This is a genomic window from Actinoallomurus oryzae (assembly GCF_039541955.1).
Taxonomy (GTDB): Bacteria; Actinomycetota; Actinomycetes; order Streptosporangiales; family Streptosporangiaceae; genus Actinoallomurus; species Actinoallomurus oryzae.
Genome location: NZ_BAABHF010000024.1, coordinates 291,733 through 317,979, shown reverse-complemented (window position 1 = coordinate 317,979; position 26,247 = coordinate 291,733). Strand labels below are relative to the sequence as shown.

20 protein-coding genes and 1 pseudogene are annotated in these 26,247 nt (G+C 71.3%); 11 read left to right on the top strand and 10 right to left on the bottom strand.

The genetic code is table 11. The features are described from left to right. Positions 1-8: 8 nt before the first annotated feature. Positions 9-1,724: a maltose alpha-D-glucosyltransferase gene (treS, locus tag ABEA10_RS22610; protein ID WP_329262320.1), complete on the bottom strand. Its 1,716-nt coding sequence runs from the start codon at positions 1,722-1,724 to the stop codon at positions 9-11. 14 nt (positions 1,725-1,738) lie between these two features. Further along, on the bottom strand, positions 1,739-3,736 hold the full coding sequence (locus ABEA10_RS22605; RefSeq protein ID WP_345466949.1) for an alpha-1,4-glucan--maltose-1-phosphate maltosyltransferase: 1,998 nt from the start codon (positions 3,734-3,736) through the stop codon (positions 1,739-1,741). A 529-nt stretch (positions 3,737-4,265) separates the two neighbouring features. Here ABEA10_RS22605 and glgP point away from each other — a divergent pair. Next, the gene (gene glgP, locus ABEA10_RS22600) at positions 4,266-6,863 is read left to right on the top strand and encodes an alpha-glucan family phosphorylase (RefSeq protein WP_345466947.1); all 2,598 of its coding nucleotides are present in this window, start codon (positions 4,266-4,268) and stop codon (positions 6,861-6,863) included. A 63-nt stretch (positions 6,864-6,926) separates the two neighbouring features. On the opposite strand, the gene ABEA10_RS22595 is transcribed toward glgP, so the two are convergent. Continuing rightward, the gene (locus ABEA10_RS22595) at positions 6,927-7,664 is read right to left on the bottom strand and encodes an SDR family NAD(P)-dependent oxidoreductase (protein ID WP_345466945.1); all 738 of its coding nucleotides are present in this window, start codon (positions 7,662-7,664) and stop codon (positions 6,927-6,929) included. A gap of 48 nt (positions 7,665-7,712) precedes the next feature. Here ABEA10_RS22595 and ABEA10_RS22590 point away from each other — a divergent pair, with 48 nt between their 5' ends. Then, the gene (locus tag ABEA10_RS22590) at positions 7,713-8,264 is read left to right on the top strand and encodes a MarR family winged helix-turn-helix transcriptional regulator (protein WP_345466942.1); all 552 of its coding nucleotides are present in this window, start codon (positions 7,713-7,715) and stop codon (positions 8,262-8,264) included. Between the two features lie 36 nt (positions 8,265-8,300). On the opposite strand, the gene ABEA10_RS22585 is transcribed toward ABEA10_RS22590, so the two are convergent. Then, positions 8,301-8,696, bottom strand: coding sequence for a winged helix-turn-helix transcriptional regulator (locus ABEA10_RS22585; RefSeq protein WP_345466940.1), 396 nt, complete (start codon positions 8,694-8,696; stop codon positions 8,301-8,303). A 98-nt stretch (positions 8,697-8,794) separates the two neighbouring features. On the opposite strand from ABEA10_RS22585, the gene ABEA10_RS22580 reads away from it, so the two are divergent. Next, positions 8,795-9,679 carry an alpha/beta fold hydrolase gene (locus ABEA10_RS22580; protein WP_345466938.1) on the top strand — a complete coding sequence of 295 codons (885 nt, stop codon included), beginning with the start codon at positions 8,795-8,797 and terminating at the stop codon, positions 9,677-9,679. Between the two features lie 33 nt (positions 9,680-9,712). On the opposite strand, the gene ABEA10_RS22575 is transcribed toward ABEA10_RS22580, so the two are convergent. The 5 genes and pseudogenes from ABEA10_RS22575 to ABEA10_RS22555 all read right to left on the bottom strand — a co-directional run bounded on the left by ABEA10_RS22575 (position 9,713) and on the right by ABEA10_RS22555 (position 16,821). Continuing rightward, positions 9,713-10,435: a hypothetical protein gene (locus ABEA10_RS22575; RefSeq protein ID WP_345466936.1), complete on the bottom strand. Its 723-nt coding sequence runs from the start codon at positions 10,433-10,435 to the stop codon at positions 9,713-9,715. A 58-nt stretch (positions 10,436-10,493) separates the two neighbouring features. Further along, on the bottom strand, positions 10,494-11,306 hold the full coding sequence (locus ABEA10_RS22570) for an SWIM zinc finger family protein (RefSeq protein WP_345466934.1): 813 nt from the start codon (positions 11,304-11,306) through the stop codon (positions 10,494-10,496). After that, complete coding sequence (locus tag ABEA10_RS51225) at positions 11,306-13,903, bottom strand: SNF2-related protein (RefSeq protein WP_425550946.1); 2,598 nt, start codon at positions 13,901-13,903, stop codon at positions 11,306-11,308. The genes ABEA10_RS22570 and ABEA10_RS51225 overlap by 1 nt, the downstream gene beginning before the upstream one ends. 366 nt (positions 13,904-14,269) lie before the next feature. Beyond that, a pseudogene (locus ABEA10_RS51220) lies at positions 14,270-15,175 on the bottom strand (SNF2 helicase-associated domain-containing protein); the annotation flags it as partial. A 602-nt stretch (positions 15,176-15,777) separates the two neighbouring features. Then, positions 15,778-16,821 (bottom strand): SCO2583/SCO2584 N-terminal domain-containing protein, encoded by a 1,044-nt coding sequence (locus ABEA10_RS22555; RefSeq protein ID WP_345466932.1) that lies wholly within the window; start codon positions 16,819-16,821, stop codon positions 15,778-15,780. Positions 16,822-16,959: 138 nt separating this feature from the next. On the opposite strand from ABEA10_RS22555, the gene ABEA10_RS22550 reads away from it, so the two are divergent. From ABEA10_RS22550 to ABEA10_RS22535, 4 genes are all read left to right on the top strand, one after another. Beyond that, positions 16,960-17,739, top strand: coding sequence for an enoyl-CoA hydratase/isomerase family protein (locus tag ABEA10_RS22550; protein ID WP_345466930.1), 780 nt, complete (start codon positions 16,960-16,962; stop codon positions 17,737-17,739). A 66-nt stretch (positions 17,740-17,805) separates the two neighbouring features. Then, positions 17,806-18,678, top strand: coding sequence for a heavy metal-binding domain-containing protein (locus tag ABEA10_RS22545; RefSeq protein ID WP_345466928.1), 873 nt, complete (start codon positions 17,806-17,808; stop codon positions 18,676-18,678). 73 nt (positions 18,679-18,751) lie between these two features. Then, positions 18,752-19,567 (top strand): heavy metal-binding domain-containing protein, encoded by an 816-nt coding sequence (locus tag ABEA10_RS22540; protein ID WP_329256178.1) that lies wholly within the window; start codon positions 18,752-18,754, stop codon positions 19,565-19,567. Between the two features lie 13 nt (positions 19,568-19,580). Next, the gene (locus tag ABEA10_RS22535; RefSeq protein ID WP_345466924.1) at positions 19,581-19,967 is read left to right on the top strand and encodes a hypothetical protein; all 387 of its coding nucleotides are present in this window, start codon (positions 19,581-19,583) and stop codon (positions 19,965-19,967) included. 10 nt (positions 19,968-19,977) lie between these two features. On the opposite strand, the gene ABEA10_RS22530 is transcribed toward ABEA10_RS22535, so the two are convergent. After that, positions 19,978-20,361, bottom strand: a complete 384-nt coding sequence (locus ABEA10_RS22530; RefSeq protein WP_345466922.1) for a RidA family protein — start codon at positions 20,359-20,361, stop codon at positions 19,978-19,980. Positions 20,362-20,774: 413 nt separating this feature from the next. Between ABEA10_RS22530 and ABEA10_RS22525 the strand changes: the two genes are divergently transcribed. From ABEA10_RS22525 to ABEA10_RS22510, 4 genes are read left to right on the top strand one after another with little or no spacing between them, the layout of a single operon-like run. Then, the gene (locus ABEA10_RS22525; RefSeq protein WP_345466920.1) at positions 20,775-24,134 is read left to right on the top strand and encodes a phosphodiester glycosidase family protein; all 3,360 of its coding nucleotides are present in this window, start codon (positions 20,775-20,777) and stop codon (positions 24,132-24,134) included. Between the two features lie 59 nt (positions 24,135-24,193). After that, a complete protein-coding gene (locus tag ABEA10_RS22520; protein WP_345466918.1) occupies positions 24,194-25,036 on the top strand; it encodes a M55 family metallopeptidase in 843 nt (280 codons plus the stop codon). Between the two features lie 17 nt (positions 25,037-25,053). Further along, positions 25,054-25,689 carry a maleylpyruvate isomerase N-terminal domain-containing protein gene (locus ABEA10_RS22515; RefSeq protein ID WP_345466916.1) on the top strand — a complete coding sequence of 212 codons (636 nt, stop codon included), beginning with the start codon at positions 25,054-25,056 and terminating at the stop codon, positions 25,687-25,689. A 13-nt stretch (positions 25,690-25,702) separates the two neighbouring features. Further along, entirely contained in the window at positions 25,703-26,242 is a 540-nt protein-coding gene (locus ABEA10_RS22510) for a YbaK/EbsC family protein (protein WP_345466914.1), read from the top strand. The last annotated feature ends 5 nt before the right edge of the window (positions 26,243-26,247 follow it).

Here is a 26,247-nt window from a genome sequence, read left to right as displayed (position 1 = left end):
CCACATGGCTATTCGCCACCACCTCCGTGGTTCGCCGGTAGGAGGAACCAGTAGAAACCGTGTCCTGGAAGTGTCAGGAGATATGGCAATTCCCCGATTGGGGGGAATTGAACACCACCCATGCACTCGACCGGATTGACGCCCTCGAAGCGCCGCAGGTCGAGCTCCACGGGTTGGGGGAACCGTGACAGGTTGTTCACACAAAGTACGCGATCCGCGCCGAACTCCCTAACGAAGGCCAGGACGCTCGGGTTGGACGCGGACAGCTCCGTGTAGTCACCGACCCCGAAGACGGGGTGGCGCTTGCGGATTTCGATCATCTTGCGCGTCCAGTGCAGCAGCGAGCCCGGGTTGTTCTGCTGTGACTCGACGTTGATCGCCTGGTACCCGTAGATCGGGTCCATGATCGTCGGGAGGTAGAGGCGGCCCGGGTCGCACTTGGAGAAGCCCGCGTTGCGGTCCGGGGTCCACTGCATCGGGGTACGGACCGCGTCGCGGTCGCCGAGCCAGATGTTGTCGCCCATCCCGATCTCGTCGCCGTAGTACAGCACCGGCGATCCGGGCAGCGACAGCAGCAGCGCGGTGAACAGCTCCAGCTGGTTGCGGTCGTTGTCGAGGAGCGGGGCCAGCCGCCGGCGGATGCCGATGTTGGCCTTCATCCGCGGGTCCTTGGCGTACTCCGAGTACATGTAGTCGCGCTCTTCGTCCGTCACCATCTCGAGCGTCAGCTCGTCGTGGTTGCGGAGGAAGATGCCCCACTGGGCGTTCTCGGGGATCTTCGGCGTCTGGGCCATGATCTCCGAGATCGGGTAGCGCTGCTCCCGGCGCACGGCCATGAAGATCCGCGGCATGACCGGGAAGTGGAACGCCATGTGGCATTCGTCACCTCCCGTGGCGGGGTCGCCGAAGTACTCCACGACGTCCGCCGGCCACTGGTTGGCCTCGGCCAGCATCACCCGGTCGGGGTAAAGCCGGTCGATCTCCTTGCGGACCGTCTTGAGGTAGTCGTGCGTCTCCTTGAGGTTCTCGCAGTTGGTGCCCTCACGCTCGAAGAGGTACGGCACCGCGTCGAGGCGGAACCCGTCGATGCCGAGGTCCAGCCAGAACCGCAGGACCTCCAGCATCGCCTCCTGCACGGCCGGGTTGTCGAAGTTGAGGTCCGGCTGGTGGCTGAAGAAGCGGTGCCAGTAGTACTGCTCCCGCACCGGGTCCCAGGTCCAGTTGGAGGTCTCGGTGTCGACGAAGATGATCCGCGCGTCGGCGTACCCGGTGTTGCTGTCGGACCAGACGTAGAAGTCGCCGAACGGCCCGTCCGGGTCCTCCTGGGAGGCCTTGAACCACGGGTGCTGGTCGCTGGTGTGGTTCATGACCAGGTCGGCGATGACCCGGATGCCGCGCTTGTGCGCCTCGTCGACCAGCTCCACGAAGTCACCGAGGTCGCCGAACTCCGGCAGGATCTTCATGAAGTCGCTGATGTCGTAACCACCGTCACGCAGCGGCGACTCATAGATCGGCAGCAGCCAGATGCAGTCGATGCCGAGCCAGACGAGATAGTCGAGCTTCTCGGTGAGGCCCTTGATGTCGCCGGTGCCATCGCCCGTCGAATCGTAGAAGCCGCGGATCAGCACCTCATAGAAGACCGCGTTCTTGTACCAGTGCGGCTCGTTCGGCGTCTCGCGCGTGAACGTGTCCGGAACCGGCTCTACGGCGCCGCCTCCGAGCAGGGGATCGATCTGGGTCAACTCTGGCCTCTCGAAACCGTGAAGATGTGTGCAGACTGGGTGTGCGGGTCAAGGCGCACGTAGTTCGATTGCCGCCAGGTATAGGACGCCGCGGATAGTTCGTCTCTGACGACGAACTCGTCCGGCCAGTCCAGACCGAGCGCGGGCATGTCGAGGTGGACGGTCGCCTCGCGAACCTGATGTGGATTGAGGTTGACGACGACCAACACGACGTCCCCGAGGTCCGCGGCGTTCCCGTCGGTCGGAGGCACGCGTTTGGAGAAACAGATCAGCTCAGGCTGGTCGACGTTATGGAAGCGTAGATTACGCAGCCTGCGCAGGGCGGGGTGTGCTCTTCGCAAAGAGTTGAGGGTCGAGATGAACGGCGCGAGGCTCCGGCCCTCGCGCTCGGCCGCCTCCCAGTCACGCGGCCGGAATTGATACTTCTCCGAATCGCGATACTCCTCGCTGCCCGGTCGCACCGGGGTGTTCTCGAACAGCTCGTAGCCGGAGTAGACGCCCCACGTCGGCGACAGCGTCGAGGCCAGCACGGCCCGCACCGCGAACGCCGGCGGCCCGCCGTGCTGGAGGTACTCGTGCAGGATGTCGGGCGTGTTGACGAAGAAGTTCGGCCGCATGTACGCGGCCGCGGGGCCGGACAGCTCGTGGAGGTACTCCTCGAGCTCCTGCCTGCTGTTGCGCCAGGTGAAGTACGTGTAGGACTGGTGGAAGCCGATCTTGGCGAGCGTGTGCATCATCGCCGGCCGGGTGAACGCCTCGGCCAGGAAGAGCACGTCGGGGTCGGTCTCGGCGATGCTCGCGAGGAGCCGCTCCCAGAACGCCACCGGCTTGGTGTGCGGGTTGTCCACCCGGAAGATCCGCACGCCGTGGTCCATCCACAGCCGTACGACCCGCTCGACCTCGGCGTAGATGCCCTCGGGGTCGTTGTCGAAGTTGAGCGGATAGATGTCCTGGTACTTCTTCGGGGGGTTCTCGGCGTAGGCGATCGAGCCGTCGGCGCGCGTGGTGAACCACTCGGGGTGCTCCTTGACCCACGGGTGGTCCGGCGAGCACTGCAGCGCCAGGTCGAGCGCGACCTCCATGCCGAGGTTCTTGGCGTAGTCGACGAACGCGTCGAAGTCGGCGAACCCGCCCAGCTGCGGGTGGATCGCGTCGTGCCCGCCGTCCGCGGACCCGATCGCCCACGGCGACCCGGGGTCGTGCGCCTCGGCGTGCAGCGTGTTGTTCGGGCCCTTGCGGAACTGCGAGCCGATCGGGTGGATCGGCGGCAGGTAGACCACGTCGAAGCCCATCTCGGCGACCGCCGGGAGCCGCTTCATCGCGCTTCGGAACGTTCCCGACTGCGGTGCGCGGCGGCCCATCGGGTCGTACGAGGCCCCCTCCGAGCGGGGGAACATCTCGTACCAGGAGCCGTACAGGGCGCGCTCACGCTGGACGAGCAGCGGGTGCCAGTCGGTCACCGTCACGTGCTCGCGCAGCGGGTGCCGCTCCACCAGCGCGTGGATCTCCGGCGCGTCGGCCGCCTCGAAGCGCATGAGCGGCGGGATCGCGGTCTCGCGCAGCGCGCGGACCACGCCCGCGACCGCCGCGCGCTCGGACTTGGGCACCTCCTCGGCGAGGCGCTCGAACAGGCGGGCGCCCTCCTCGAGCATCAGCTCGGTGTCCTGGCCGCGGGGGATCTTGATGCCCGCGTCGTGCCACCAGTGCGCGATCGGATCGCCCCACGCCTCGACCCGGAAGTGCCACATCCCGGTCGAGGAGGGCGTGACCTCCGCGGCGTACCGGTCGGTGCCCGGGGTGACCTCGTGCATGCGGGCCGGCGGGCCGGTGTGGCCCTCGGGATCGCGCAGCACGACACCCGCGCCCAGCATCTCGTGCCCCTCGCGGAACACCGTGGCACCGACCGTGAAGGTCTCGTGGGGGACGGCCTTGGCCGGCCAGCGACCGCAGTCGACCACGGGCTGGACGTCGAGAATGGGAATTCGTCCGATCATCGCAGGCGAGCGTACCGACGTGGAGGCGGGATCAACCGCGTCTTCCGAAATAAATGATCTTTCTTGACCACCGGTGGCGCCACGCGCTTGGGGGGTGCTCGGCGAGGGCTCGCGCATATGGACTCCGTTGCCAATCTCCCGCATGCGAAACGGGAGAATTGTCGGTTTTCATGATCGGGAGGATCTCGGCACGTCGGCGGTACCGGGAGGGGGATCCCGGGGGAGGTCCTGCGCGGCCAGATCCGGTGTTCGTGCCTGTATCGATGGTACGGCGAGAGCGTGACCGGCCCGTACGCGGCGGCGTCGTTCGGCGCGTACGGCGCGGGCGTGACGACCGGGGTGTGCCGCGCACGCGTCGGCTCGCCGGGGATCGGCCCGGCGGTCCTCGGCCAATGGTGTCATCACCTGGCGAGCTTCGCACTTCGCCGGTCTCCGCCGTACGGAGGCGGCAAACATAGATCCAAGGATGTGGGCGGCTGTGCGGGTTTGGGTCGCGAGCATGGCCCGCTACCGATTAGTGTCGCGCCACGTGAAGGCCATCCGGAGATTCACCGTACGCACGGTCCTGCCCGAGCCGCTCCAGCCGCTCGAGGAGCTCGTCCTCAATCTGCGCTGGTCGTGGCATCCAGAGACGCTCGAGCTCTTCCAGTCGGTCGATCCGGAGCTCTGGGAGAAGACCCGCCATGATCCGATGCGGTTGCTGGGGGAGGTCTCGGCCGAGCGCCTGGACGCTCTCACCGGTGACCGGCGTTTCCTGCGCGCCCTCGGCGACGCCGTCGAGGACCTGCGCGAATACGTCACCGCCCCGCGCTGGTACCAGGGGCTGTCCGACGTTCCGGCGGCCATCGCGTACTTCTCTCCGGAGTACGGCATCGCCTCGGCGCTGCCGCAGTACTCCGGCGGTCTCGGCATCCTCGCCGGCGACCATCTGAAGACCGCGAGCGACCTCGGCGTGCCGATCATCGGGGTCGGCCTGCTGTACCGCCACGGGTACTTCTCCCAGTCGCTTTCCGCCGAGGGCTGGCAGCAGGAGCACTACCCGCCGATCGACCCCGACGGCCTGCCGCTGACGCTGCTGCGCGAGCAGGACGGGACGACCGTGCGCGTCTCCGTCGGCCTGCCGGACGGCGACCGGCTGAACGCCCAGGTCTGGGTCGCCAGTGTCGGCCGGGTCCCGCTGCTCCTGCTCGACTCCAACGTCGAGGAGAACTCCCCCGCGTCCCGCGACGTCACCGACCGGCTGTACGGCGGTGGAACGGACCATCGCCTGTTGCAGGAGATGCTCCTGGGCATCGGCGGCGTCCGCGCGATCCGCCAGTTCTGCCGCGTCACCGGGCACGCCGCCCCCGAGGTGTTCCACACCAACGAGGGGCACGCCGGCTTCCTCGGCCTCGAGCGCATCCGGGAGTACATCGACGAGCAGGGCCTCACCTTCGACGAGGCCCTGGAGGCCGCCCGCGGCGGCACGGTGTTCACCACCCACACGCCCGTCCCGGCCGGCATCGACCGGTTCCCCCGCGAGCTGATCAAGAAGTACTTCGGCACCGACAACGAGGCGTCCTCCGTCTCCAGCGAGCGCATCCTCGCCCTGGGCGCGGAGACCTACGATGAGGGCGACCCCGACGTCTTCAACATGGCGGTCATGGGCATGCGCCTCGCGCAGCGCGTGAACGGTGTCTCGGTGTTGCACGGCGCCGTCAGCCGGGAGATGTTCGGCGGCCTGTGGCCGGGCTTCGACACCGACGAGGTGCCGATCGGCTCCATCACCAACGGCGTGCACGCCGAGACCTGGGTCGCGCCGGAGATGGTCGACCTCGCCCGGCGGCAGCTGACCGGCGCCGTCGAGGAGGGCGAGGGCTGGGACGCCGTCGCCCGCGTGCCCGAGCCGGAGATCTGGCGCATCCGCCGGACGCTCCGGGAGCGCCTCGTGTTCGACGCCCGGCGGCGGCTGCGCGAGTCGTGGCGCCAGCGCGGCGCGAGCGACGCCGAGCTCACCTGGATCGACGACGTCCTCGACCCCGACGTGCTGACCTTCGGGTTCGCCCGCCGCGTCCCCTCCTACAAGCGGCTGACCCTGATGCTGCGCGACCCGGAGCGGCTCAAGTCGATCCTGCTCGACCCCGAGCGTCCGGTGCAGATCATCATCGCGGGCAAGGCGCACCCCGCCGACGAGGGCGGCAAGCGGCTCATCCAGGACATCGTCCGGTTCACCGACGACCCGGCCGTACGCCACCGCATCGTGTTCCTGCCCGACTACGACATGGCGCTCGGCCAGTCCCTGGTCCAGGGCTGCGACGTGTGGATGAACAACCCGCTGCGGCCCCTGGAGGCCTGCGGCACGTCGGGCATGAAGGCGGCGCTGAACGGCGGGCTCAACCTGTCGATCCGCGACGGCTGGTGGGACGAGTGGTTCGACGGCAACAACGGCTGGGCCATCCCCTCGGCCGACCGCGCCGCCGACCCCGACCGCCGCGACGACGTCGAGGCGAACGCCCTGTACGAGCTGATCGAGGACCACGTCAGGGCGCTGTTCTACGACCGGGCCACCAACGGTCTCCCGCGCCGCTGGCTGGAGATGGTCAAGCACACGCTGACCACGCTCGGCCCGAAGGTCCTCGCCGGGCGCATGCTCCGCGACTACGTCCGCGACCTGTACGCTCCGGCCGCCGCCTCGGGCCGGCTGCTGGCCGCCGACGAGCACGTGGCGGCCAAGGCCCTGGCCGCCTGGAAGCTGCGGGTGGCCAAGCTCTGGCCGGGCGTCACGGTCGAGCACGTGGAGTCCAGCGGCGCCGCGCAGAGCCCGCAGCTGGGCGGCACGCTCACCGTCCGCGCGACGGTGGAGCTCGGCGGCCTGGAGCCGTCGGACGTCGCGGTGGAGGTCGTGTACGGCCGCGTCGGCGAGACCGACACGCTCGTGGACCCGTCGTACGTCGAGCTGACCCAGGTGGAGAACATTGAGGGCGGCCGGCTCCGTTACGCCGGCGAGGTCACCCTCGACCGGGCCGGCGCGTTCGGCTACAGCGTGCGGGTGGTGCCCAAGCACGAGCTGTTCGCCTCCCGCGCCGAGATGGGCGTGGTGGCCCTGCCGCCGGCCCCGACCGGAATGACCAACGGCGACCTGCGCTGACGGTTCGCCCGGAACCCTCGCCCGGCATCCCCGGGCGAGGGTTTTCTGCTGTCGCGACCCGGGTCAGCGGCCGCGGAAGGCGCCGCCGTTGACGTGGATCACCTGGGCGGTGATGTTGCCGGCCTCGGGGGAGGCCAGGAACGCCACCGTGTCGGCGACGTCCTCCGGGCGGCCGGCACGGCCGTTCGCCGTCTGGTCGATCAGCCAGGACCGGCGTTCGTCCCCCGGACCGCCGGAGCCGAAGAACTCGGTGTCCTCGATGTAGCCCGGGGCGATGGCGTTCACCGTGACGCCGTGGCCGCCGAGCTCGAAGGCCAGGTCGCCGGTCCAGGCGTGGAGCGCGGCCTTGGCCGCCCCGTACGAGCCGCCGGCGCCGCTGCCGCGCGAGCCCGCGATCGAGCCGATGGAGATGACGCGGCCGCCGCGGGCCAGCCGCGGTGTCAGCGCGCTCGTCACCAGCACCGCGCTGATCAGGTTGGCCTCCAGCTGCGCCTCCCACAGGTCGCGCAGCCCGGCCAGGTCGCCTTCCTCGGGGGCGGTCCGGTGCCGGGTGACGTTGCCGCCCGCGTTGTTGACCAGGACGTCCACCTGGCCGGGCAGGGCGGGCAGGGCGGCCTCGACCGCCGCGACGTCGGAGGCGTCGAAGGCGACCGCGCGGACGCCCAGCTCCTCGGCGGTCTCCTCGAGCACCTGCTTGCGCCGCCCGGTGATCACAACGTCCAGGCCGTCGGCGGCGAGCCGCCGCGCGACCGCGCGGCCGATGCCCGTACCGCCGCCGGTGACGATTGCCGTGCGTGGCATTGACCCTCCTTGTTTAGGCCTAAACAGCGTGCCCTACGCTAGGCGGGCATGACGCCACCACGCAAACCGGACGGAGCGGAGCGGATCCAGCTCGCCTGGACGCGCGAGCGCCCCGGCACGCCGGTCGAGTCGATCGGCGTGATCACCCGCATCTGGCATGCCGGCAAGCTGCTGGCCGACGAGCGCCGCCGTACGCTCGCCCGGCTCGGCATCGACGCCGCCACGCTGGACCTGCTGTCCACGCTGCGCCGCCACGGCGCGCCGTACCGGATGACGCCCGCGGCGCTGAAGGAGGCCAGCCTGGTCAGCGCGGGAGCGATCAGCCAGCGCGTCACCCGCGCCGAGGCCGCCGGCCTCGTACGGGCCCACCGCAGCAGCGGAGGACGGACCGGCGCGGTCGAACTGACCGCGGAGGGCCACGCGCTGATCGAGGGCAGCGTCGACGAACTGCTCCGCCACGAGCAGAGCCTGGTCGAACACCTGACGCTCGCCCAGCGCGAGCAACTCGCCGAACTGCTCCGCGCCCTCCTCGACGGCCTGGTCGCGCGGCTCGCCGAGCCGGGGACGGCGGAGCGTCCGCCGTCCCCGGAATCCGGCTGACGAGACGTGAGCGGCGTCTGCCGCGGCCGAAGACCGCTACCCGTCGGTGTGGGCGAGGTTGGCGCGGTCGATCTCGGCCATGTGCTCCTCGGCCCAGGCCCGGACGGTGGCGAGCGCGCCCTCCAGCGACAGGCCCAGGTCGGTGAGCCGGTAGTGCACCCGTGGCGGCACGGTCGGCTCCACCCGGCGGGAGACCAGGCCGTCGCGGGTCAGGCTCTGCAACGTCGCGGACAGCATCTTCTGCGAGACGCCGGGCATCCGCCGCCGGAGCTCGGCGAAGCGCACCTCGTGCGGGGAGGCCTCGGCGAGGACCTTGACGGCCATGGACGTCCACTTCGTGCCGATGCGATCCAGCAGCCGGCGGGTCGGGCACGCGGGGTCGAAAAGGTCGCCCCGCGCCCCCTTCGCCGTACGGGGCCGGGAGGAGGTCACCTGCGGCTCACCACCTGTCGCGAAAGTGCGGTCTTGGCCACGCGGTAGAGGTTACCTAACCTTTCCTGGTCACCATCGGTTACCAGCAAGGAGACCTCATGCCCAGCGCGGCTCCTCCGCCTACCTCCGGCCACGCCGAGGCCGGGACGTCCCTGCACCGGGTGGCGGCCAACGGCATCGAGATCAACGTCGCGGTCGTCGGGAAGGGGCCCGCCGTCCTGCTGCTCCACGGCTTCCCGCACACCTGGCGGCTGTGGGCGAAGGTCATCCCCGGCCTCGCCCGGCATCACCGCGTCATCGCCCCGGACCTGCGCGGACTCGGCGCGACCACGAGAGCCGCGGACGGCTACGACGCCGCGACCCTCGCCACCGACGCCGAGGAACTCCTCACCGCGCTCGGCGAACCGTCGGCGGCAGTGGTCGGTATCGACGCCGGCGCCCCGCCCGCGTTCCTGCTCGCCCTGCGGCGCCCCGGACGCGTACGACGGTTGGTGCTCATGGAGTCGTCGCTGGGCCCGTTGCCCGGTGCCGAGGACTTTTTCGCCGGCGGGCCGCCGTGGTGGTTCGGCTTCCACGCCGTGCCCGGCCTCGCCGAGACGGTGCTGACCGGGCACGAGGCGGAGTACGTCGACTGGTTCCTCGCCGCCGGCACCCGTGGCCGCGGGGTGCCGCGCGAGATCCGGGACGCCTTCGCCGGCGCGTACACCGGAACCGAGGCCCTGCGCTGCGCCTTCTCCTACTATCGGGCCGCTCCCGCGAACGCACGCCAGATCCAGGACGCCACGGGGTCCCACCGGCTCACCGTGCCCACGATGGCGATCGGAGCCCACCCCGTCGGCACCGCCCTCGAACGGCAGCTGCGGCCCCTCACCGACGACCTCACCGGCCATCTCGTCGAGGACTGCGGCCACATCATCCCGCTGGACCGCCCCGACGCCCTGCTGCCACTGCTGACGTCGTTCCTGGGTGCGGACCGGCAGTGACCGTCCGTCCCCGGACGGTGCGGGTGAGCCCCGTCAGTGCTGGGTGAGCACCGTCATGACGCCGTCCGCCGGCCCCGTCACGGTCAGGCGTATGCGGGTCCGGCCGGTCAGTCCGTCGCTGATCCGGGGGAACCTGGCCTCCATCTCGGCGGTGGGCGCGGCCTGCTCGGCGTGGGTCGTCGGATGGTCGAGACCGTGCACCGCGTCCAGTACGGCGTCCACGACCTGGTGGACCCCGGCGGCCCGGCAGGTGAACGCCAGCGGCCGCGCGTCTCGTACGTGGGCCAGGTGGAGCTCGATCGCCTCGTCCCGGTACGCGCCCGTGAGGAACTCCTGTACGTCGCCGTGTGCCAGGGTCAGCGGGGTCTCGAAGATCAGCTCGTGCTCGGGCAGCTCCAGCACCGCTCGCACCATCGCGTACCGGCCGAGGCGGTGGCCCTGGAGGAACAGATCGGCGCCCTTGCGCCGGATCAGGTCGTCGAGGCCGTCGAGGTCGGTGCGCATCCGGCCGGACAGGCACAGCAGGATCGCGGGCCGGCCGCTCACCCCCACGTAGAGCGGTGCGTCGTACCGGTCCCGCAGCAGCTCGACGTAGGAGAAGACCTGCGTGTGCGACCAGTGCTCGTCCGCCGGGCGATCGAGGCGCCCACTCTCGGTGTACTGCTCCGTCTTACTGGGCTCGGTGACCGGCGGCATCCGTGCCCCGAGATCGGAACCGGCGGCGCTCGCGGACCTCTTCCTGCCGAACCATGCCATGGGCGGCAGACTACGCCGACGGCTCGGGACCCCTCCCGGACGGATCCGGCCGCCGGGGCTATTCGTCCTCGCTCAGGCCGGACAGGGCCTCGTACGCGGGGCGGAGCACGTCGGTGAGCTCCTTGCGGCGCACCTTGACCTTCGGCGGGTCGAGGAGCTTCAGCAGCAGGCCCGGCGGCATCGGGGGAGCGGGCGGGCGGTCGCGGACCGCGGCCGGGGTCCAGAAGTCGTCCAGGCGCTCGGCGATCGGCGTCTCCTCGACCTCCAGCGGGTCGGCCTCGGCCGCCGCGTCGGCCGAGTCGAGGCGGCGCAGGCTCGCCAGCAGGTGTTCTTTGGTGCGGCCGTTCCACGCGAGGATCAGGAAGGGATCGTCGTCGAACGCCTCGGCCAGGAGGTAGAGGACGGCGGCGGCGTGCTTGCAGGGCTCGCCCCAGTCGGGGCAGCTGCACATGATGTGCATGTCGCCCGAGGCTCCGGGGAACAGCGGGATGCCGAACGCACCGAAGACGTCCTCGATCTCCGGCGGCATCTCGCCCGCCAGCAGCCGCGCGCGGAAGACCGCCTGCGAGGCCAGCGCCTCCTCGATCGCCGCCCAGGTCGGCTCGTCGATCGCGTCGATGCCGATCGCCACGTCGTACGGATCGGCCTCCGAGCCCTGCACCCGGGCGGTGACCTCGTACGCGTCCACCTTCAGGTCGATCACCTGGCCCTTGCGGGCGTACGCGCGTCCCCGGCTCAGGCGGCCCTTGTCGGCGAAGGACTCCAGCACGTCGATGAAGCGGCGCGACCACCACTCCTCGCCGATCGTGCCGCGCTCGCTGCGGGCGCGCAGCCCGCCCTCGACCGGGCGCGGGGGACCGTACATCGGCATCAGGCGCTCACCGCCTCGGACCCGAGGCGTACGACGTCGCGCAGCTCGGCGACGGACAGTTCGGTGAGCCAGCCCTCGCCGGTGCCGACGATGCGCTCGGCAAGGGCCTTCTTGCGCTCGATCATCTCGTCGACCCGCTCCTCCATGGTGCCCACGCAGATGAACTTGCGGACCTGGACGTTCCTGGTCTGGCCGATGCGGAACGCCCGGTCGGTGGCCTGGTCCTCGACGGCGGGGTTCCACCAGCGGTCGACGTGGATCACGTGGTTGGCGGCGGTGAGGTTCAGCCCGGTGCCGGCGGCCTTCAGCGACAGCAGGAAGACCGACGGCTCGGCGTCCTGCTGGAACCGGCGGATCAGCTCGTCACGGCGTTTCTTGGTGGTGCCGCCGTGCAGCCACAGCACCGGCCGGTCGAGCCGCGCCTCCAGGTGGGGCTGGAGCATCGCGCCGAACTCCGAGTACTGGGTGAAGACGAGGGCCTTCTCGCCCTGCTCCACGACCTCGGCGCAGATCTCCTCCAGGCGCTCCAGCTTTCCCGAGCGGCCGGGCAGCCGTGAGCCGTCCTTCAGCAGGTGGGCGGGGTGGTTGCAGACCTGTTTGAGCTTGGCCATGGTGGCCAGGACGAGGCCGCGCCGCTCCATGCCCTCGCTGTTCGCGATCCGGTCGAGCATGTCCTCGACCGTCGCCTGGTAGAGCGAGGCCTGCTCGGGCGTGAGGTTGCACCAGACCTTGATCTCCTGCTTCTCCGGCAGGTCGGTGATGATCGACTTGTCGGTCTTCAGGCGCCGCAGGATGAACGGCCCGGTGGCCCGGGCGAGCGCCGCCGCGGCCTCCTGGTCGCCGTGCGCCTCGATCGGCGCGGCGAACCGCTCGCGGAACGCCTGCCGCGGCCCGAGCAGACCCGGGTTGGCGAACTCCATGATCGACCACAGCTCGGTCAGGTGGTTCTCGACGGGCGTGCCGGTGAGCGCGAGCCGGCCGCGCGCGGGAATGCTCCGCACCGCCTGCGCCTGCCGGGTGCCGCTGTTCTTCAGCGCCTGCGCCTCGTCGCAGACCACGCGGTCCCACTCGATCGCGGCCAGCGCCTCACGGTCGCGGGCGGCCGTGCCGTAGGTGGTGAGAACGAGGTCGGCGTCGCGCACGGCCCGCTCCAGATCCTCCCCACGATGCCGCCCACCGCCGTGGTGGACGTACACACGCAGCTTGGGCGTGAACCGCGCCGCCTCCCGCTGCCAGTTGCCGATGAGCGACATCGGCCCGATGAGCAGCGTCGGTCCTCCGGCGGGCGACGTGCGGCCGCGCTCCAGCAACGCCAGCGTCTGGGCGGTGTTGTGGCAGAACATCCCCGCCGCGACGTAGTTGTGGTGCTCGGGAACCTCGAAGTCGTAGACCCAGCCCTCGTAGTCGACGTCGTCCACTGACACGACGGTCGTGTAGAACACCTGCCGGTCCACTCGGTCGTTCAACGTCTCGCGGATGGCGATCAACTTGTCGCGGTCGAGCCGCGCGTACGCGGTGAGTGTCGCGGCGGTCCACTTGCTCTTGGGGCGGGCGGAGTACTCGGCCAGAGCCCGGCCGTCGAGGACGCGGTCCATCGCCGCGACAACAGCCTTCGCCGAGTTCTTGGAGAGTTGCTGGCTGCCGTCGAAGTACACGGGCTTCACGCCGAAATGCCGCATCGGTAGCCCGGTGAGAGTGCGTGCCGCCGACAGCAGATCACTGCCGGGTATGCCCTCGACATTGGTGTTCGCAGGGAGTTCGCAGACCCTGTCGAGCTTTTCCTGTTTTTCTGGGTCGGCGATGCCGATGTGCTCGCGGAAGAGCCGAGCGCTCGACCCGCCGATCAGCCCTACGGTGTACGGCCGTTCGATCCGGGTTCCATTAGTGGCGTGCTTCATTTTTGTGGACAGCCGAAGCCAGATGCCGAACCGTCGAAGCATCGTGGAGAGCTGCTGCATCAAGAACGATGACGCAGAAGAGATCTCGATCGTGCGCGTCCTGGCATTCACCGAGGCTTCGGCGGCGAAGTAGTGGCGAAGGAAGAGGCGCACGGTGTGGTCGTCCGCCGTGACGATGAAGTCGGGGATCTTCTTGCGGGCGGATACGCGACCCCAGCGATATCCGCGTTCCTCGAGGAAGCGCGCGTATGCCTCGCTGCAGAGCCGCAGTGTCGAGCAGGAGCGGGGTGGAGTCGGCGCGAGTACGGCCGGCTTGTTGAGCCTGAGAGCGAATCGAGTCCCTATCCCCAGCAGGCGCCGGTGAAGATCTTCAAGGACCTCGACCTTCTCCTGTGTGATCCTGAGGCGCCGGTTCTCGTCTTCGTGTCCTTCGCTGATCTGCCAGGCGAGGAGGACCGTCAGATCGGGATCGACCGGCCGGCCGGTCTGAAGCAGCCGTGCGGGTACGCAGAGCCGGTCGCCGGGGCTGATGTCGTTCGTCCACCCGTTGGGGCCGAGGAAGCGATGACGGCGGGTCACCGTGATCGAACTGCCATCGGAAAGAGTGAGGCGGCGTAGCGGCTCGCGGACGTGCTGTCGATACAGGCGCGATATCTCGGTCGTGACGACGCGGCCGCTCTGGTCCAGTGAGTTGGTCATCAGGGGCTCGGTGGGACGTGCCCATTCGCCTTCGCCGTCGGATTCCGCGGGGCCGGCGAAGCGGGCCCATACGTCCTTGGCTTTGGCCGGCGCACCATCGACGAAAATGGGAGTTTCGGGTGAAACGCACTTTCCCAATCCCATATCGTCTGCAAGTACTGCACCTAGCCCCAAACTGTCCAAAAAGGACAGCCAGGCCAGGCCGCGTTCCTGGTACGGGCGCAGGGTGCCCTCGAAGCCGTCCGGGGTCGGGATGGGCTCCAGGCGGCGGTCGGCCTCGCCGGACAGCAGGTCGCCCAGAGCGCCGTCGGCGTCGATCTGGAGCAGCGGCAGTGTGTCGTCGCCCGCGTGGATGGCGGCGCGGACCGCCTGGGCCGCGCTCATCTCTCCCGCGCGGCCCCGGCTGAGGAAGTCCAGCGCCGCCTTGAGCTGTGCGTCGTCCAGCTCGACCCAGCGGCCGCGCAGCCGGACCAGCGGCGCCTTCAGCCGGGCCAGCTCGGCCAGCTCCTCCTCGGTGATGTCCTCGCCCTCGATCGCCAGGTCCCAGCGGAAGTCGACGAGGTCGCCGAGGCCGAACCCGGAGGAGGCGGTGGCGCCGGAGGACTCGGTCTTGGTGCGCGTCGTCAGCTTCATGCCGAGCCGCGCCCGTCCGGCCCACTGGGGCAGCTGCACGCCGAACCCGGCCGCCGACAGCAGCGGCGCCACCTCGCGCAGGAACGCGAACGCGCCCGCGGCGTCCGTGGTGACGCTCGTCGGCGTGGCCACCCGCAGGGCCTCGGCGATCGACGGATAGAGCCGCAGCGCCCGGCCCAGGCCGGCGAGGAGCGTCTCCTCGGCGTCGGCGACCGAGGTGACCTCGCCGGTCCAGATCGCGGCGGCCGGTACGTAGAGGCTCGGGTCGTCGGTGCCCTGCAGCGCGAACTGCACCGACCACGGCCCGCCGGGATCGTCCTCGGGCGGCTCGGCGAGCCGGAAGCAGACGCGCAGCGGGCCCGACGGACGGCTCGCGGCCGCCGCCCAGTCGTCGAGGGCGTCGGCGAGGGCGGCCGGATCGTCGCCCGGCTCGCGTGCCACGGCCGGATCCGGGCCGGTCAGCGCCGCCGCCCAGCGTTCGGCGAGCGGCAGCCGGTCGGGCACCCGGCCGGTGCGCTCGGGCAGCAGCGGGTGCGGGACGATGCCGCGCACCGCCGCGTCGGTCAGGCCGGTCAGCGCCTCCAGCAGCAGCTCCGCCGCGGGACGCCCGCCGTCGGCGGCGCGGCAGGCGGGCGGCATCGCGTGGGCCAGCTCGCGGAACCGCTCGGCGTCCGCGCCGGTGATCACCGGCCGCCAGCGGGCGGTCAGGTCGCCGTCCTCGCGTACGAGCGCGGGCAGCACCCGGCCGCGCCCGGCGAGGTGCATCGCCTCGTCGGCGACGAGCGCGAAGAACCGCAGGTCGGCGCCGCGTACGACGTCGTCGGCGGTGTCGCCGGAGGGCGAGAGCAGGGCCATCGCGGCGAACGGGTCGAGGGCCAGCGCCGGCACGCGCCACAGATGGGCGGCGGGACGCTTGGCGGACGGCTCGCGGGCCAGCTCCGGTGAGGGCAGCGGGCCGCCGGCCGAGCCGGGCAGGAGCAGCGGCAACGTGACCCGCATGGCCCCGGCCGTGAGCCCGGCGTAGGAGGTGCCGGCGAAGTCGGCCGCGGCGAACGGGTGCGGCCGTGGAGTGACGCGGACACGCGTGGTCGCCGGCAGCGCGGGGTCCTCCGCCCACAGGCACAGCGCACCGCCGTGCCAGGCGGCGTGCGCGACCAGCATCCCCCGTGCCTCCCAACGTGACGGACCCCGGCGAAGCTACCAGCCGCCTCCGACTCCCGCGGCCCGTGACGGCGTACCGGTCAGGTTCCGGACGAGCGGTAGCACTTCTCGTCGCCCGTCACCGGCCGGGACTGGTCGTACGGGTCCCGTACCGATCCGGTCCTGGGCGACCGCTCCGGCGCCGAGTCGTGGTAGCTCGGATGGATGAACCCGTCGCGTACGTCGCACCGGGCCGGGTCGGAGAAGACCTCCCAACGGGAGGTGTGGCCGTGCAGGGTGCCGCCGCGTGAGTAGAAGACGAGTTCGCCGCTGAGCCGCACCACGAGCCGCTCCAGCGTGGCGGGGGCGCCGGGCCGTTGGATCGGATAGACGAACAGGTAGTCGAACCGCACACCCGCGCCGCGCACGCCGGAGACGGTCGACGGGTGCGCCGACATGGTGCCGTGCACCTTGATGACCGGGCCGGAGAGGGCGGCGGTGTTCGGCGCGAACGTCACGGCCCACGAGCGGGTGCGCTTGTCGAGGTCGGGATTGTTGAGGTTGTTGACGAAGTAGGACCGCTCGTCCGGGCCCACCGCCCGGGCGAGGGCGTCGGGGCTGCCGCCGAGCAGTGTCCGCCGGTCCAGCCCCGCCGCGACGAGGCGCTTCCTGGTCCTCGCGTACGCCGCCTCGACGTTGCGCGCGGACAGGCCGCCCGTCGCGGTCGCGGGCGGCGGCGTGATGCCGGCGGCGCCGTCGGCGTACGACGCGGCGGGCGAGCCCTCGAACGGATCGGTGGCGCTCAGCGTCGGAACCGCGCCCCTCCGAACCGGCGTCGTCTCCGGGGACAGGCCCCGGCCACCGCGGACCTTCCAGCCGAGCGCGCCGACCGCGGCGCACGCGACGAGGACCACGAGCACCGTGACGGTCGTTTTCGCCCGCGAGCCGGTGCCGGGCCGCTGCCGCCCCGCCGCCCGGCGTCGCCGTCGTTCCGCGCGGGCGAGCCGCCGGCGCTTCCGCCATCCGGGGCGCCTGCCGCGCTCCCGTGCCGATGGTTCGGTGAACGCTGCGCTGTTGACGAAGTCCTCGTCGAAGGAAAGGTGGTCGGGCTCGCCCGGCATGGCGGTGTTCCATTCAATGATCAAAGATGAGCGGCTGAACAGTAGCGATCCCGGGCCTCCTGACGGAAGAGGTGACTGCGCCGGGTTGACCTGCCGTTACGCCAGGAGCGCGTCGCGCGTTAGGCTCGCGGACGCAGCGCAGTCGATCATTTGGGAGGGGCAGTGGGGGAGTTCGTGCGTCTCGAGGTCTCCGGCGCGGTGGCGACGATCCGGCTGGACCGGCCCAAGATGAACGCCATCAACGCGCGGTTGCGCGACGAGCTGGCCGAGGCGGCACGTGCCGCCGACGCCGACCCGGCCGTGCGCGCGGTGGTCCTTTACGGCGGCGAGCGCGTCTTCGCGGCCGGCGCGGACATCAAGGAGATGGCCGAGCTGTCCTACGTCGAGGCGGCCGAGCACTGCCGCGCCCTCCAGAGGGGGCTGGACGCCGTCGCCGCGATCGGCGCGCCGGTCGTGGCCGCGATCACCGGGTACGCGCTCGGCGGCGGCCTGGAGCTCGCGCTGTGCGCCGACTTCCGCGTCGCCGGCGAGTCGGCGAAGGTGGGGCAGCCGGAGATCCTGCTCGGCGTCATCCCCGGCGCCGGAGGCACGCAGCGGCTGCCGCGGCTGATCGGCCCGTCCCGTGCCAAGGACCTGATCTTCACGGGCCGCCACGTCCCGGCGGACGAGGCCCTCGCGCTCGGGCTCGTCGACAAGGTCGTGCCGGACGCCGAGGTGTACGAGGCGGCCAGGGAGATGGCCGCGCGGTACGCCGGCGGTCCCGCGGCGGCGCTGCGCGCCGCCAAGCAGGCCGTCGACGCGGGCCTGGAGGCCGACCTCGCCACCGGTCTGGAGATCGAGCGGCTGCACTTCTCCGGCCTGTTCGCCACCGATGACCAGAAGATCGGGATGCGCAGCTTCGTCGAGGAGGGACCGGGAAAGGCCAAGTTCACCGGCCGCTGAGCGGAACCTGCCTCCCGTCCCGTACGTCACAGCTCGTGGACCCGTACCGAAGACCAGGAGGTGAGCGTGGTCCAGCCGCAGTTGCCGCCGGTCGCCATGGCCCGGCTCGGCCAGGCACGGCAGGCCGGCACGTGGACCTCCAGCCTGAGCGTCGGTGAGTTCGCCGGCCTGCGCTCCATCGGGTTCGAACCGGTCGGCCAGGTGATGGGCAGCACGGTCCACAACCTCGGCTGGTGGTACCGCGCGCGGGCCGACTGCGGCTACCGCGGCGGGCTCTTCGGGTCGGGCACCGCCGTGACCATCACCTCGGGCATGCAGGGGGCCTGGAGCGGGTACGGCGCGTACGTCGACACGCTCTACCGCGCCCGGCACGCCGCGATGAGCCGCATGGCCGCGGAGTGCGCGGCGCTCGGCGGCGACGGCGTCGTCGCGGTCGAGCTCACGATCGCGCCGTTCCAGGGGGCCTCACACCACCTGGAGTTCCAGGCGGTCGGCACGGCCGTGCGCGCGGCCGGTCCCGTACGGCCCGGCCGGGTCTTCATGTCGCATCTGAGCGGCCAGGACTTCGCCAAGCTCATCCAGGCCGGCTGGGTGCCGGTCGACCTGGTGATGGGCGCCTCGGTGGGCGTACGCCACGACGACTGGCGCACCGGCTGGTCGACCGGGACGTTCGCCCCCGCCCAGGAGGTGATGGGCTGGACCGAGCTGGTCTCGGTCACCCGGCACGAGGCACGCGCGCACTTCATGTCCGACACCGCGCGGACCGGCGCCGACGGCGTCGTGGTGTCCGGCATCGACCTGCGCGTGAGCGGGCGCGAATGCTCCTACAACGACAAGCAGCACGACCACGTCGTCGAGACGACGGTCATCGGCACCGCCGTCGCCGAGTTCCGTACGTCCCACCACCCGCCCTCCTCGCTGACGATCATGAGGTTGTAGCCACATGACCGAGCGAAGCGAGGGAATCGGCAAGCACAGCACCGTTGGTCATGAGGCCGACGAAGGAGGTCTTATGACCGATCCGGTTTCCCAGGGAGTCCCCGCCGACGCGATGGCACGCCTCGCCGAGCTACGGCCGGGCGCCCCCGGGGCACTGTTCACCAGCGACCTGTCCGTCAACGAGTTCCTGCTGGTCCGCGAGGCGGGCTTCCGGCCGCTCGGCCTGGTGCTGGGCAGCTCGATCTACCACGTCGGCATCCAGGTCGGCCGGTGGAGCAAGAACATGGAGCTCGACCAGCTGTCCGGCGCGATGTACCACGCGCGTGAGTTGGCGATGACCCGCATGGAGGCCGAGGCCGACCAGCTCGGCGCGGACGGAATCGTCGGGGTGCGCCTGCGCGTGGAGTTCCGCGACTTCGGCAGCGACATCGCCGAGTTCATCGCCATCGGCACCGCGGTCAAGGCCGACGACACCTCCCAGAACTGGCGCAACAACAAGAACCAGCCGTTCACCTCCGACCTGAACGGCCAGGACTTCTGGACCCTCATCCAGGCGGGCTACGCCCCGCTGGGCATGGTGATGGGCACGTGTGTGTACCACGTCGCCCACCGGCGGCTCGGGTCGGTGCTCGGCAGCATGGGGCAGAACGTCGAGATCCCGGAGTTCACCCAGGCCCTGTACGACGCGCGGGAGCTGGCGATGAGCCGCATGCAGGCCGAGGGCCAGGCGCTGCACGCCGAGGGCATCGTCGGGGTGTACCTGGACCAGTTCCACCACCAGTGGGGCGGCCACACGATGGAGTTCTTCGCCATCGGCACCGCCGTACGCCCGCTGCGCGCCGATCACGTGATCGCCAAGCCGCAGATGGTGCTCGGCCTCGACCGCTGATTCACTGGTGGTCATGGAATTCGACATGGTGGCCGCCGCGCTGCGGCAGGACGCGGCGGACGTCGCCACCTACGCGCGTGTGCTCACGGTGACCCTGGCCGACGCCCTCCCGCCGGGCAGCGTGACGGTCGAGTACGAGCGGAGCCTCGGCGACCGTCTCAAGGGCCGCCAGGGCCACCCCAGCCGGATCGTGGTCCGGCTGGGCGAGCGCACCCTCTCGCTGACGGGCGGTCACCGGCCGGTCGCCGAGGTCCATCACGAGGTACGCGGCGTGGTGCTGTCCCGCGACCAGGTGAGCCTGGACGCGTGGGTCCAGACGCTGGCCCGCGAGCTGGTCGCCCAGGCCGAGGCGGACGCCCGCGCCGCCGAGGCCCTGCGCCGCCTGGTCACCGGCGCCTGACCCGCCCGTCTCACGGCCGTCGCGCGTCCACCTCGATCTCGATCTTCATGCGGGGGTCGGCGAGACCGCACACGAGCATCGTGGCGGCCGGCCGTACGTCGCCGAAGCGGCGGCGCAGCACCGGCCAGCAGGGCTCGAAGTCGGCCCGGTCGGGCAGCAGATAGCGCACCCGCACCACGTCGGCGAAGGTGCACTTCGCCTCGGCCAGCGCGGCCTCGATGTTGCGCAGGCACTGCTCGGCCTGCTCCACCACGTCATCGGAGATCGTCATGGTGGTGTAGTCGAACCCGGTCGTCCCGGACACATGGACCCGATCGCCGTCGACCACGGCGCGGGCATAGCCGATCTGCTCCTCGAAGGTCGAGCCGCTGAGGATCGCGCGTCGCTCTGTCATGCGCCGAACGCTAAGGGGACCAGCACGGATACGTCTAATACGGCCTAGGAACGTCACGCTCACCCCGGCGGGCCGCGAACTTCTCCCGGCCGCCCGGCGGGCCTTCGCCGACCTCGCGGCCGGTCTGGCCACGGCCCGGGCCGTGGGCAGCGGCGAGGCGGGCCGCCTTGCGGATCGGCTTCGCCGCCTCCCTCGCCCTGACGGTCCTGCCGGCCTGCTGCGCGCCTTCCGGCAGCGGTTTCCCGCGCCGATGACCTCGGGGCCCACGGCGGGGCCGGTCCGGCAAGGGGACTGACCACGGGCGGTCATCCGTTCGTAGGAAACTTGCCGATCAAGAGTCGCCTCCCGTAAAGAAATTGCTGCTGTGGTTTGTGTGCCATATCGCGGCTTTTGAGAACTTCATGGGAGGCGCCGTGCTCGCGGCGAACCGTCTCGGCAGGATCACCCTGGCCGCCGTACTCTCGGCGGCTCTGACGGCCCTCGGGCCACCCGGGCAGGCTCACGCGGCGACGGACGCCGCCGGCTGGCTGCCGAAGACCCCGGACTTCTGGCCGGTCGTGGTCGACCAGAGCCACACCTCGCGAACGCCGGTCACCCACGGCGTCGACGTCTACTCCGAGACCTACGACGCGGTCGGCGGGCGCCAGCACTCGCAGGTGCTCGACGTCGACCTGGGCGACCAAAACGTACGCGTCGGCGCGGTGGAGGCGGGGAACCAGATCACCTACCCCGCCGATGAGACCGTCACCTCGATGGCGAACCGTACGGGCGCCGTCGCCGGGATCAACGGCGACTACTTCGACATCAACGCCACCGGACGCCCGACCGGCGGCGTCATCGCCGGCGGGCGGCTGCTCAAGAGCCCTCAGCCCGGCTTCAACGCCCAGCTCGGCGTACGGCCGGACGGCAGCATGGTCATCGGCCCGCAGTCCTACACGGGCACCGTCGCCGACGGCGCGGCCACGCACGCCATAACCTCGGTGAACACCGTCACCGACATCGGCAAGGGCGGCGTCGGCAAGGTCACCCCGGACCTCGGCGGACCCACCGCCGTGGCGGCGTCGACGTTCGTGCTCGGCCACGCGGACGGCGACACCCTCACCGTCGACAGCGTCACGCCCGGGGCCACATCGATCCCGCGGCTCACGGCCGGGCAGGAGGGCCTGGCCGGCGCCGGCGCGGGCGGCCAGTGGCTGTCCGCGAACGTGCACCCCGGCGACACGCTGAAGCTCAGCGAGAAGACGCCGGACCTGAAAGAGATGATCAGCGGCGCGACCGTCCTGATCAAGGACGGCAAGGCGTACAAGGACCCGGCCGGCACGCCGCCCGGGGGCGCCAACCCCGGCCGCAACCCCGAGACCGCCATCGGCCTGAGCAAGGACGGCCGGCACGCGACGTTCGTGGTGCTCGATGGGCGCGCCGGGGAGTCGGTCGCCTCGGGCGTCACGCCCGACGAGGCGACCGGATACCTGCTCGCCCACGGCGCCGACAGCGCGATCCTGTTCGACGGGGGAGGCTCCAGCGAACTCGTCGCCCGCAAGCCGGGCGACACGAAGCCGTCCGTGATGAACGCGCCCTCGGACGGCCACGAGCGGCCCGTCGCCAACGGCCTGTTCGTCTACTCGACCGCCAAGGCCGCGGGCGCGGCCCGCAAGGTGGTGATCAACGACGGCACGCCGGTCACGACCGTGCCGGGCGCGACGGCGGACGTCCCCGTCTACGCCACCGACGCCGCGTGGAACCCGGCGACCGGCACGCCCGAGGTACGGGTCGAGCCGTCCTCCCTGGCCACCTGGCAGAACGGCACGCTGACCGCCCGGCGCGCCGGCGACGGCGTCATCATCGCCCGCGACGGCCACGTGACGACCACCGAGCCGCTGCACGTGCTGTCGAAGCTGGACTCCCTCGCGATCGGCCCGGACGAGCCCGACACCGTCAACGGGGCCACCCAGCAGTTCACCCTGACCGGCAACGGCTCGGTCCCGATCCCGGCCGAGACGGCGCACTGGACGGTCACCCCGGCCAACCTGGGCACGGTCGACGCGCACGGGCTGTTCACCGCGGCCGCCGGCGGATCCGGCCTCGCCACCGTGACCGCGACGGCGGGCGGCGCCTCGGCGAGCACCACGGTCGCGGTCGGCAGCGTGTCGGCGCCCATCGACGAGATGAGCGACCCCGCCGGCTGGAACCTGCGCAACACCACCGGGCAGCCCGCCGACCTGAGCCTCGCGAGCGGCGTCGTACCGCCCGGGTCCACGGCGTCCGGCTCGCTGCGACTCACCTACACGGTGCCCGGCGGCTCCGGCGTCAAGCAACTCGTCCTCTCGTCGAAGACGACGCTCCAGGCCGAGACCGACTCCGAGGGCAGGAATCCGACCGGCATCGGCCTGTGGGTCAAGGGCGACGGCAGCGGCATCAACCTGGCCGAGTCCTACATCGGTGCCGACGGCCTCACCACGACCCTCTACCCGACGACCGTGACCTGGAAGGACTGGCGGCTCGTCGTCGCCCAGCTCCCGCCCGGCCTGAAGTTCCCGCTGAAGATCAGCTTCATCGACTTCCTGGGCATCAACGCGCCGACGACCATGAGCGGCACCCTCAACGTCAGCGGCCTGCAGGCGCTCTACTCGCCGCGCCCGGTCACCGCGCCGCCGTACACACCGATCCCGAAGAACCCCTCCTGGCTGTCGTACGAGGAGAGCGCGAAGGACTTCGGGCGGGGCGGCACCACGCTGCTGACCGGCGACGACGCCCACATGGTCGCCTCGGACCCCGGCTCGGCCGCCGGTCACGTCATGGCCGCGATCGCCGAGCGCGCGCCGGGGCTGAACGTGGACCGCGCGCAGTTCCTCGGTGACATGTCCGACGACGGGCAACCCGCCGACCTGGCGTACGCCGACCAGAAGATGAAGGCTCTCGGCGTGCCGTGCCGCGACGTGGTCGGCAACCACGAGATCAGCCAGGGCGTCCTGCCGGAGAACGCGAACTTCGCGCAGGTCTTCGGCGACACGCACTACGCCTACACCGCGGGCGCCGCGAACGTCATCGTCACCGACAACGCCCACGGCGGCCTGCTGTCCTCCGACGCGTACCAGCGGCCGGCCGAGGCGCAGTACCCGTGGCTCGTGAAACAGCTCACCGCGAACCGGTCGAAGGCGCTCATGGTCATCACGCACGAGCCGGCGTACGACCCGCACCCGGAGGCCAACAGCCAGTTCGGCGACCGCTGGGAGGCCCGGATGTACCTGCGGCTCATCCAGCGGTACCAGCAGAGGCACCGCGGCACCCACGTGATCATGCTGTACGGGCACGCGCGCGGCTTCGCCGAGCAGGTGCTGGACCCGCTCGGGCAGCCGTCGGCCGACGGTGTGCCGCAGCTCACCTTCGCCGACCTCGGCATGCCCGCGTACGCCTCGGCGGACAGGGGCGGCTTCTACCACTTCGGCCTGATCCACGTCACGCCGTCGGGCACGTTCCGCTTCACCGTCGAGCCGGTGCTCGCCTCGATCGCGGTGACCGGGCCGTCGTCGCTCGCGGCGGGGGCGAAGGCGACGCTCACCGCGACCGGCACGGCCGTCGGCGGTGACAACCTGCCCTCGCTCACCCTGCCGATCGCCGACCCCGCGTCGCACGTGTGGAGCTCCAGCGACCCACGTGTGGTCTCGGTCGACCGGTCCACCGGCGCGCTGACCGCGCATCGGCCGGGCACGGCGACGGTTTCGGTCACCAGCGGAGGCGTGACCGGAACGCGCACCCTGACCGTGACCGGGTGAACCATCCACCCTCCTCGCGGTACGGTCGTGGTTGCCGTATCGCGAGGGGGGTTCTCCACATGAGGGTTTTCGTGTCGGTCGACATGGAGGGCGTCTCCGGGCTCACCGATCCGGACGAGATGCGCGCCGGGGGCCGCGGGTACGAACGCGGCTGCGAGCTGATGACCGCGGACGCGAACGCCGCGGTCGCCGGGGCGTACGAGGCCGGCGCGGGTGACGTCGTCGTCACCGACGCGCACGGCAGCACCAAGAACATCCGCGCCGACCTCATCGACGAGCGGTGCACGCTGATCCGCGGGCCGTACCGCCCGCTGCGGATGGGCCAGGGCATCGGCCCGTCGCACGACGCGGCCATGTTCGTCGGCTACCACGCCCGCGCCGGCGTGCCGCACGGCGTGCTCAACCACACGTGGATGGGCTATGAGATCCAGAACCTCTACCTCAACGGCGAGGTCTGCGGCGAGATCGGGCTGATCGCCGGCCTGGCCGGCTCGATGGGCGTGCCCGTGGTGCTGGTCACCGGCGACGAGGCGGCCTGCGCCGAGGCCCGTGTGCTGCTCGGCGACGTGGAGACGGTCGAGGTGAAGAAGGGCATCGACCGCTACTCCGCCGAGGTGCTGCCGCCCGCGCGGGCCCAGTCGCTGATCCGCGCCGCGGCCGCCCGCGCGCTGCGCGACCTCGACCGGTTCCGCCCCTACGTGGTCGAGGCGCCGTACACGCTCGGCATCGACTGGGCGTCGACGTCGATGGCCGAGTCGTGCGAGATGATCCCCGGCGTCAAGCGCGCGGGCACCCGCTCGGTGGAGTTCACCAGCGACGACTACGGTCAGATCATGTCGGTGCTCGGCATCCTGGCGACCATCGGCGGCAGCGTCGGCTGCACCGGCCAGCACTACGGCTGACGAGACGGAGACATCGCGTGACCGCGTCCAGACAGCGTTTCCTCGACGCCGCCTCGGCGGCGGCGGCCCTGCTGGCCGCCCCGGAGGTGGCCGCCGCGTGGGAGGAGCCGAGCGCCCTGGCCGAGTTCAGCGTACGGGGCCTGGCCGGGCACCTGGCGGCGCAGATCTTCTTCGTCCGCGACGCCCTCGAGGGCCCGGAGGCGGCCGAGGAGATCGTCTCGATCCACGACTACTACGCGCGGGCGAGCTGGATCGGCTCGGACCTGGACGACGCGTTCAACGAGGGCATCCGCGCCAAGGGGGAGAAGGACGCCTCCGACGGCCCGCGGGCGCTCGCCGAGCGGGCCGCGGCGGCCGTCGCGGAGCTGCGCGTCGCGCTGCCGGCCGCGCCGTCGCGGCGGGTACGCCGCTCGGGCTGGGCGGTCTCCCTCACGCTGGACGACTTCGTCACGAGCCGGCTGCTGGAGGTCGTGGTGCACAGTGACGACCTCGCCTGCAGCGTCGGCGTGTCAACGCCCGAGCTGCCCGCCGAGGCCGTCGAGACCGTCATCGACCTGCTGTCCCGCATCGCGATCCGCCGGCACGGCGCCGTCAGCGTGCTCCGCGGCCTCAGCCGCGCGGAGCGCGCGCCCGCCTCCATCTCCGCCCTGTGAGAGGGTTCGACACATGTGGGGACTGACACTCGAGCCCGCCCTCGACCGCACCGACCTGCTCGCCGCGCCCGTCGCCGAGGCGCTGCGCGGCTGGAAGGGCGAGGGCTCCTTCCAGGTCGCCGAGATCGATCCCGAGCTCGCCGACACGGCCGCGTTCTGCGAGCGGTACGGCGTGCCGCTCGAAGCATCCGCCAACTGCGTGATCGTCGCGGGCAAACGGGGCGGTGACGTGCGCCTCGCCGGCTGCGTGGTGCTGGCGACGACCCGCGCCGACGTCAACGGCGTGGTCCGCCGGCACCTCGACGCGCGCAAGGCGTCGTTCGCGCCCCAGGACCAGGCGGTGTCGGAGACCGCGATGGAGTACGGCGGGATCACCCCGTTCGGGCTCCCGGCGGCATGGCCGGTGCTCGTGGACGCGGCGGTCGTCGAGCAGCCGTACGTCGTGGTCGGCAGCGGCGTGCGCCGCTCCAAGCTCGTGGTGCCCGGCTCGTCGCTGGCCGAGATCGCGACGGGTGAGGTCCTGCCGGACCTCGCCCGCCCCGTGGCCTCCTGACCGCC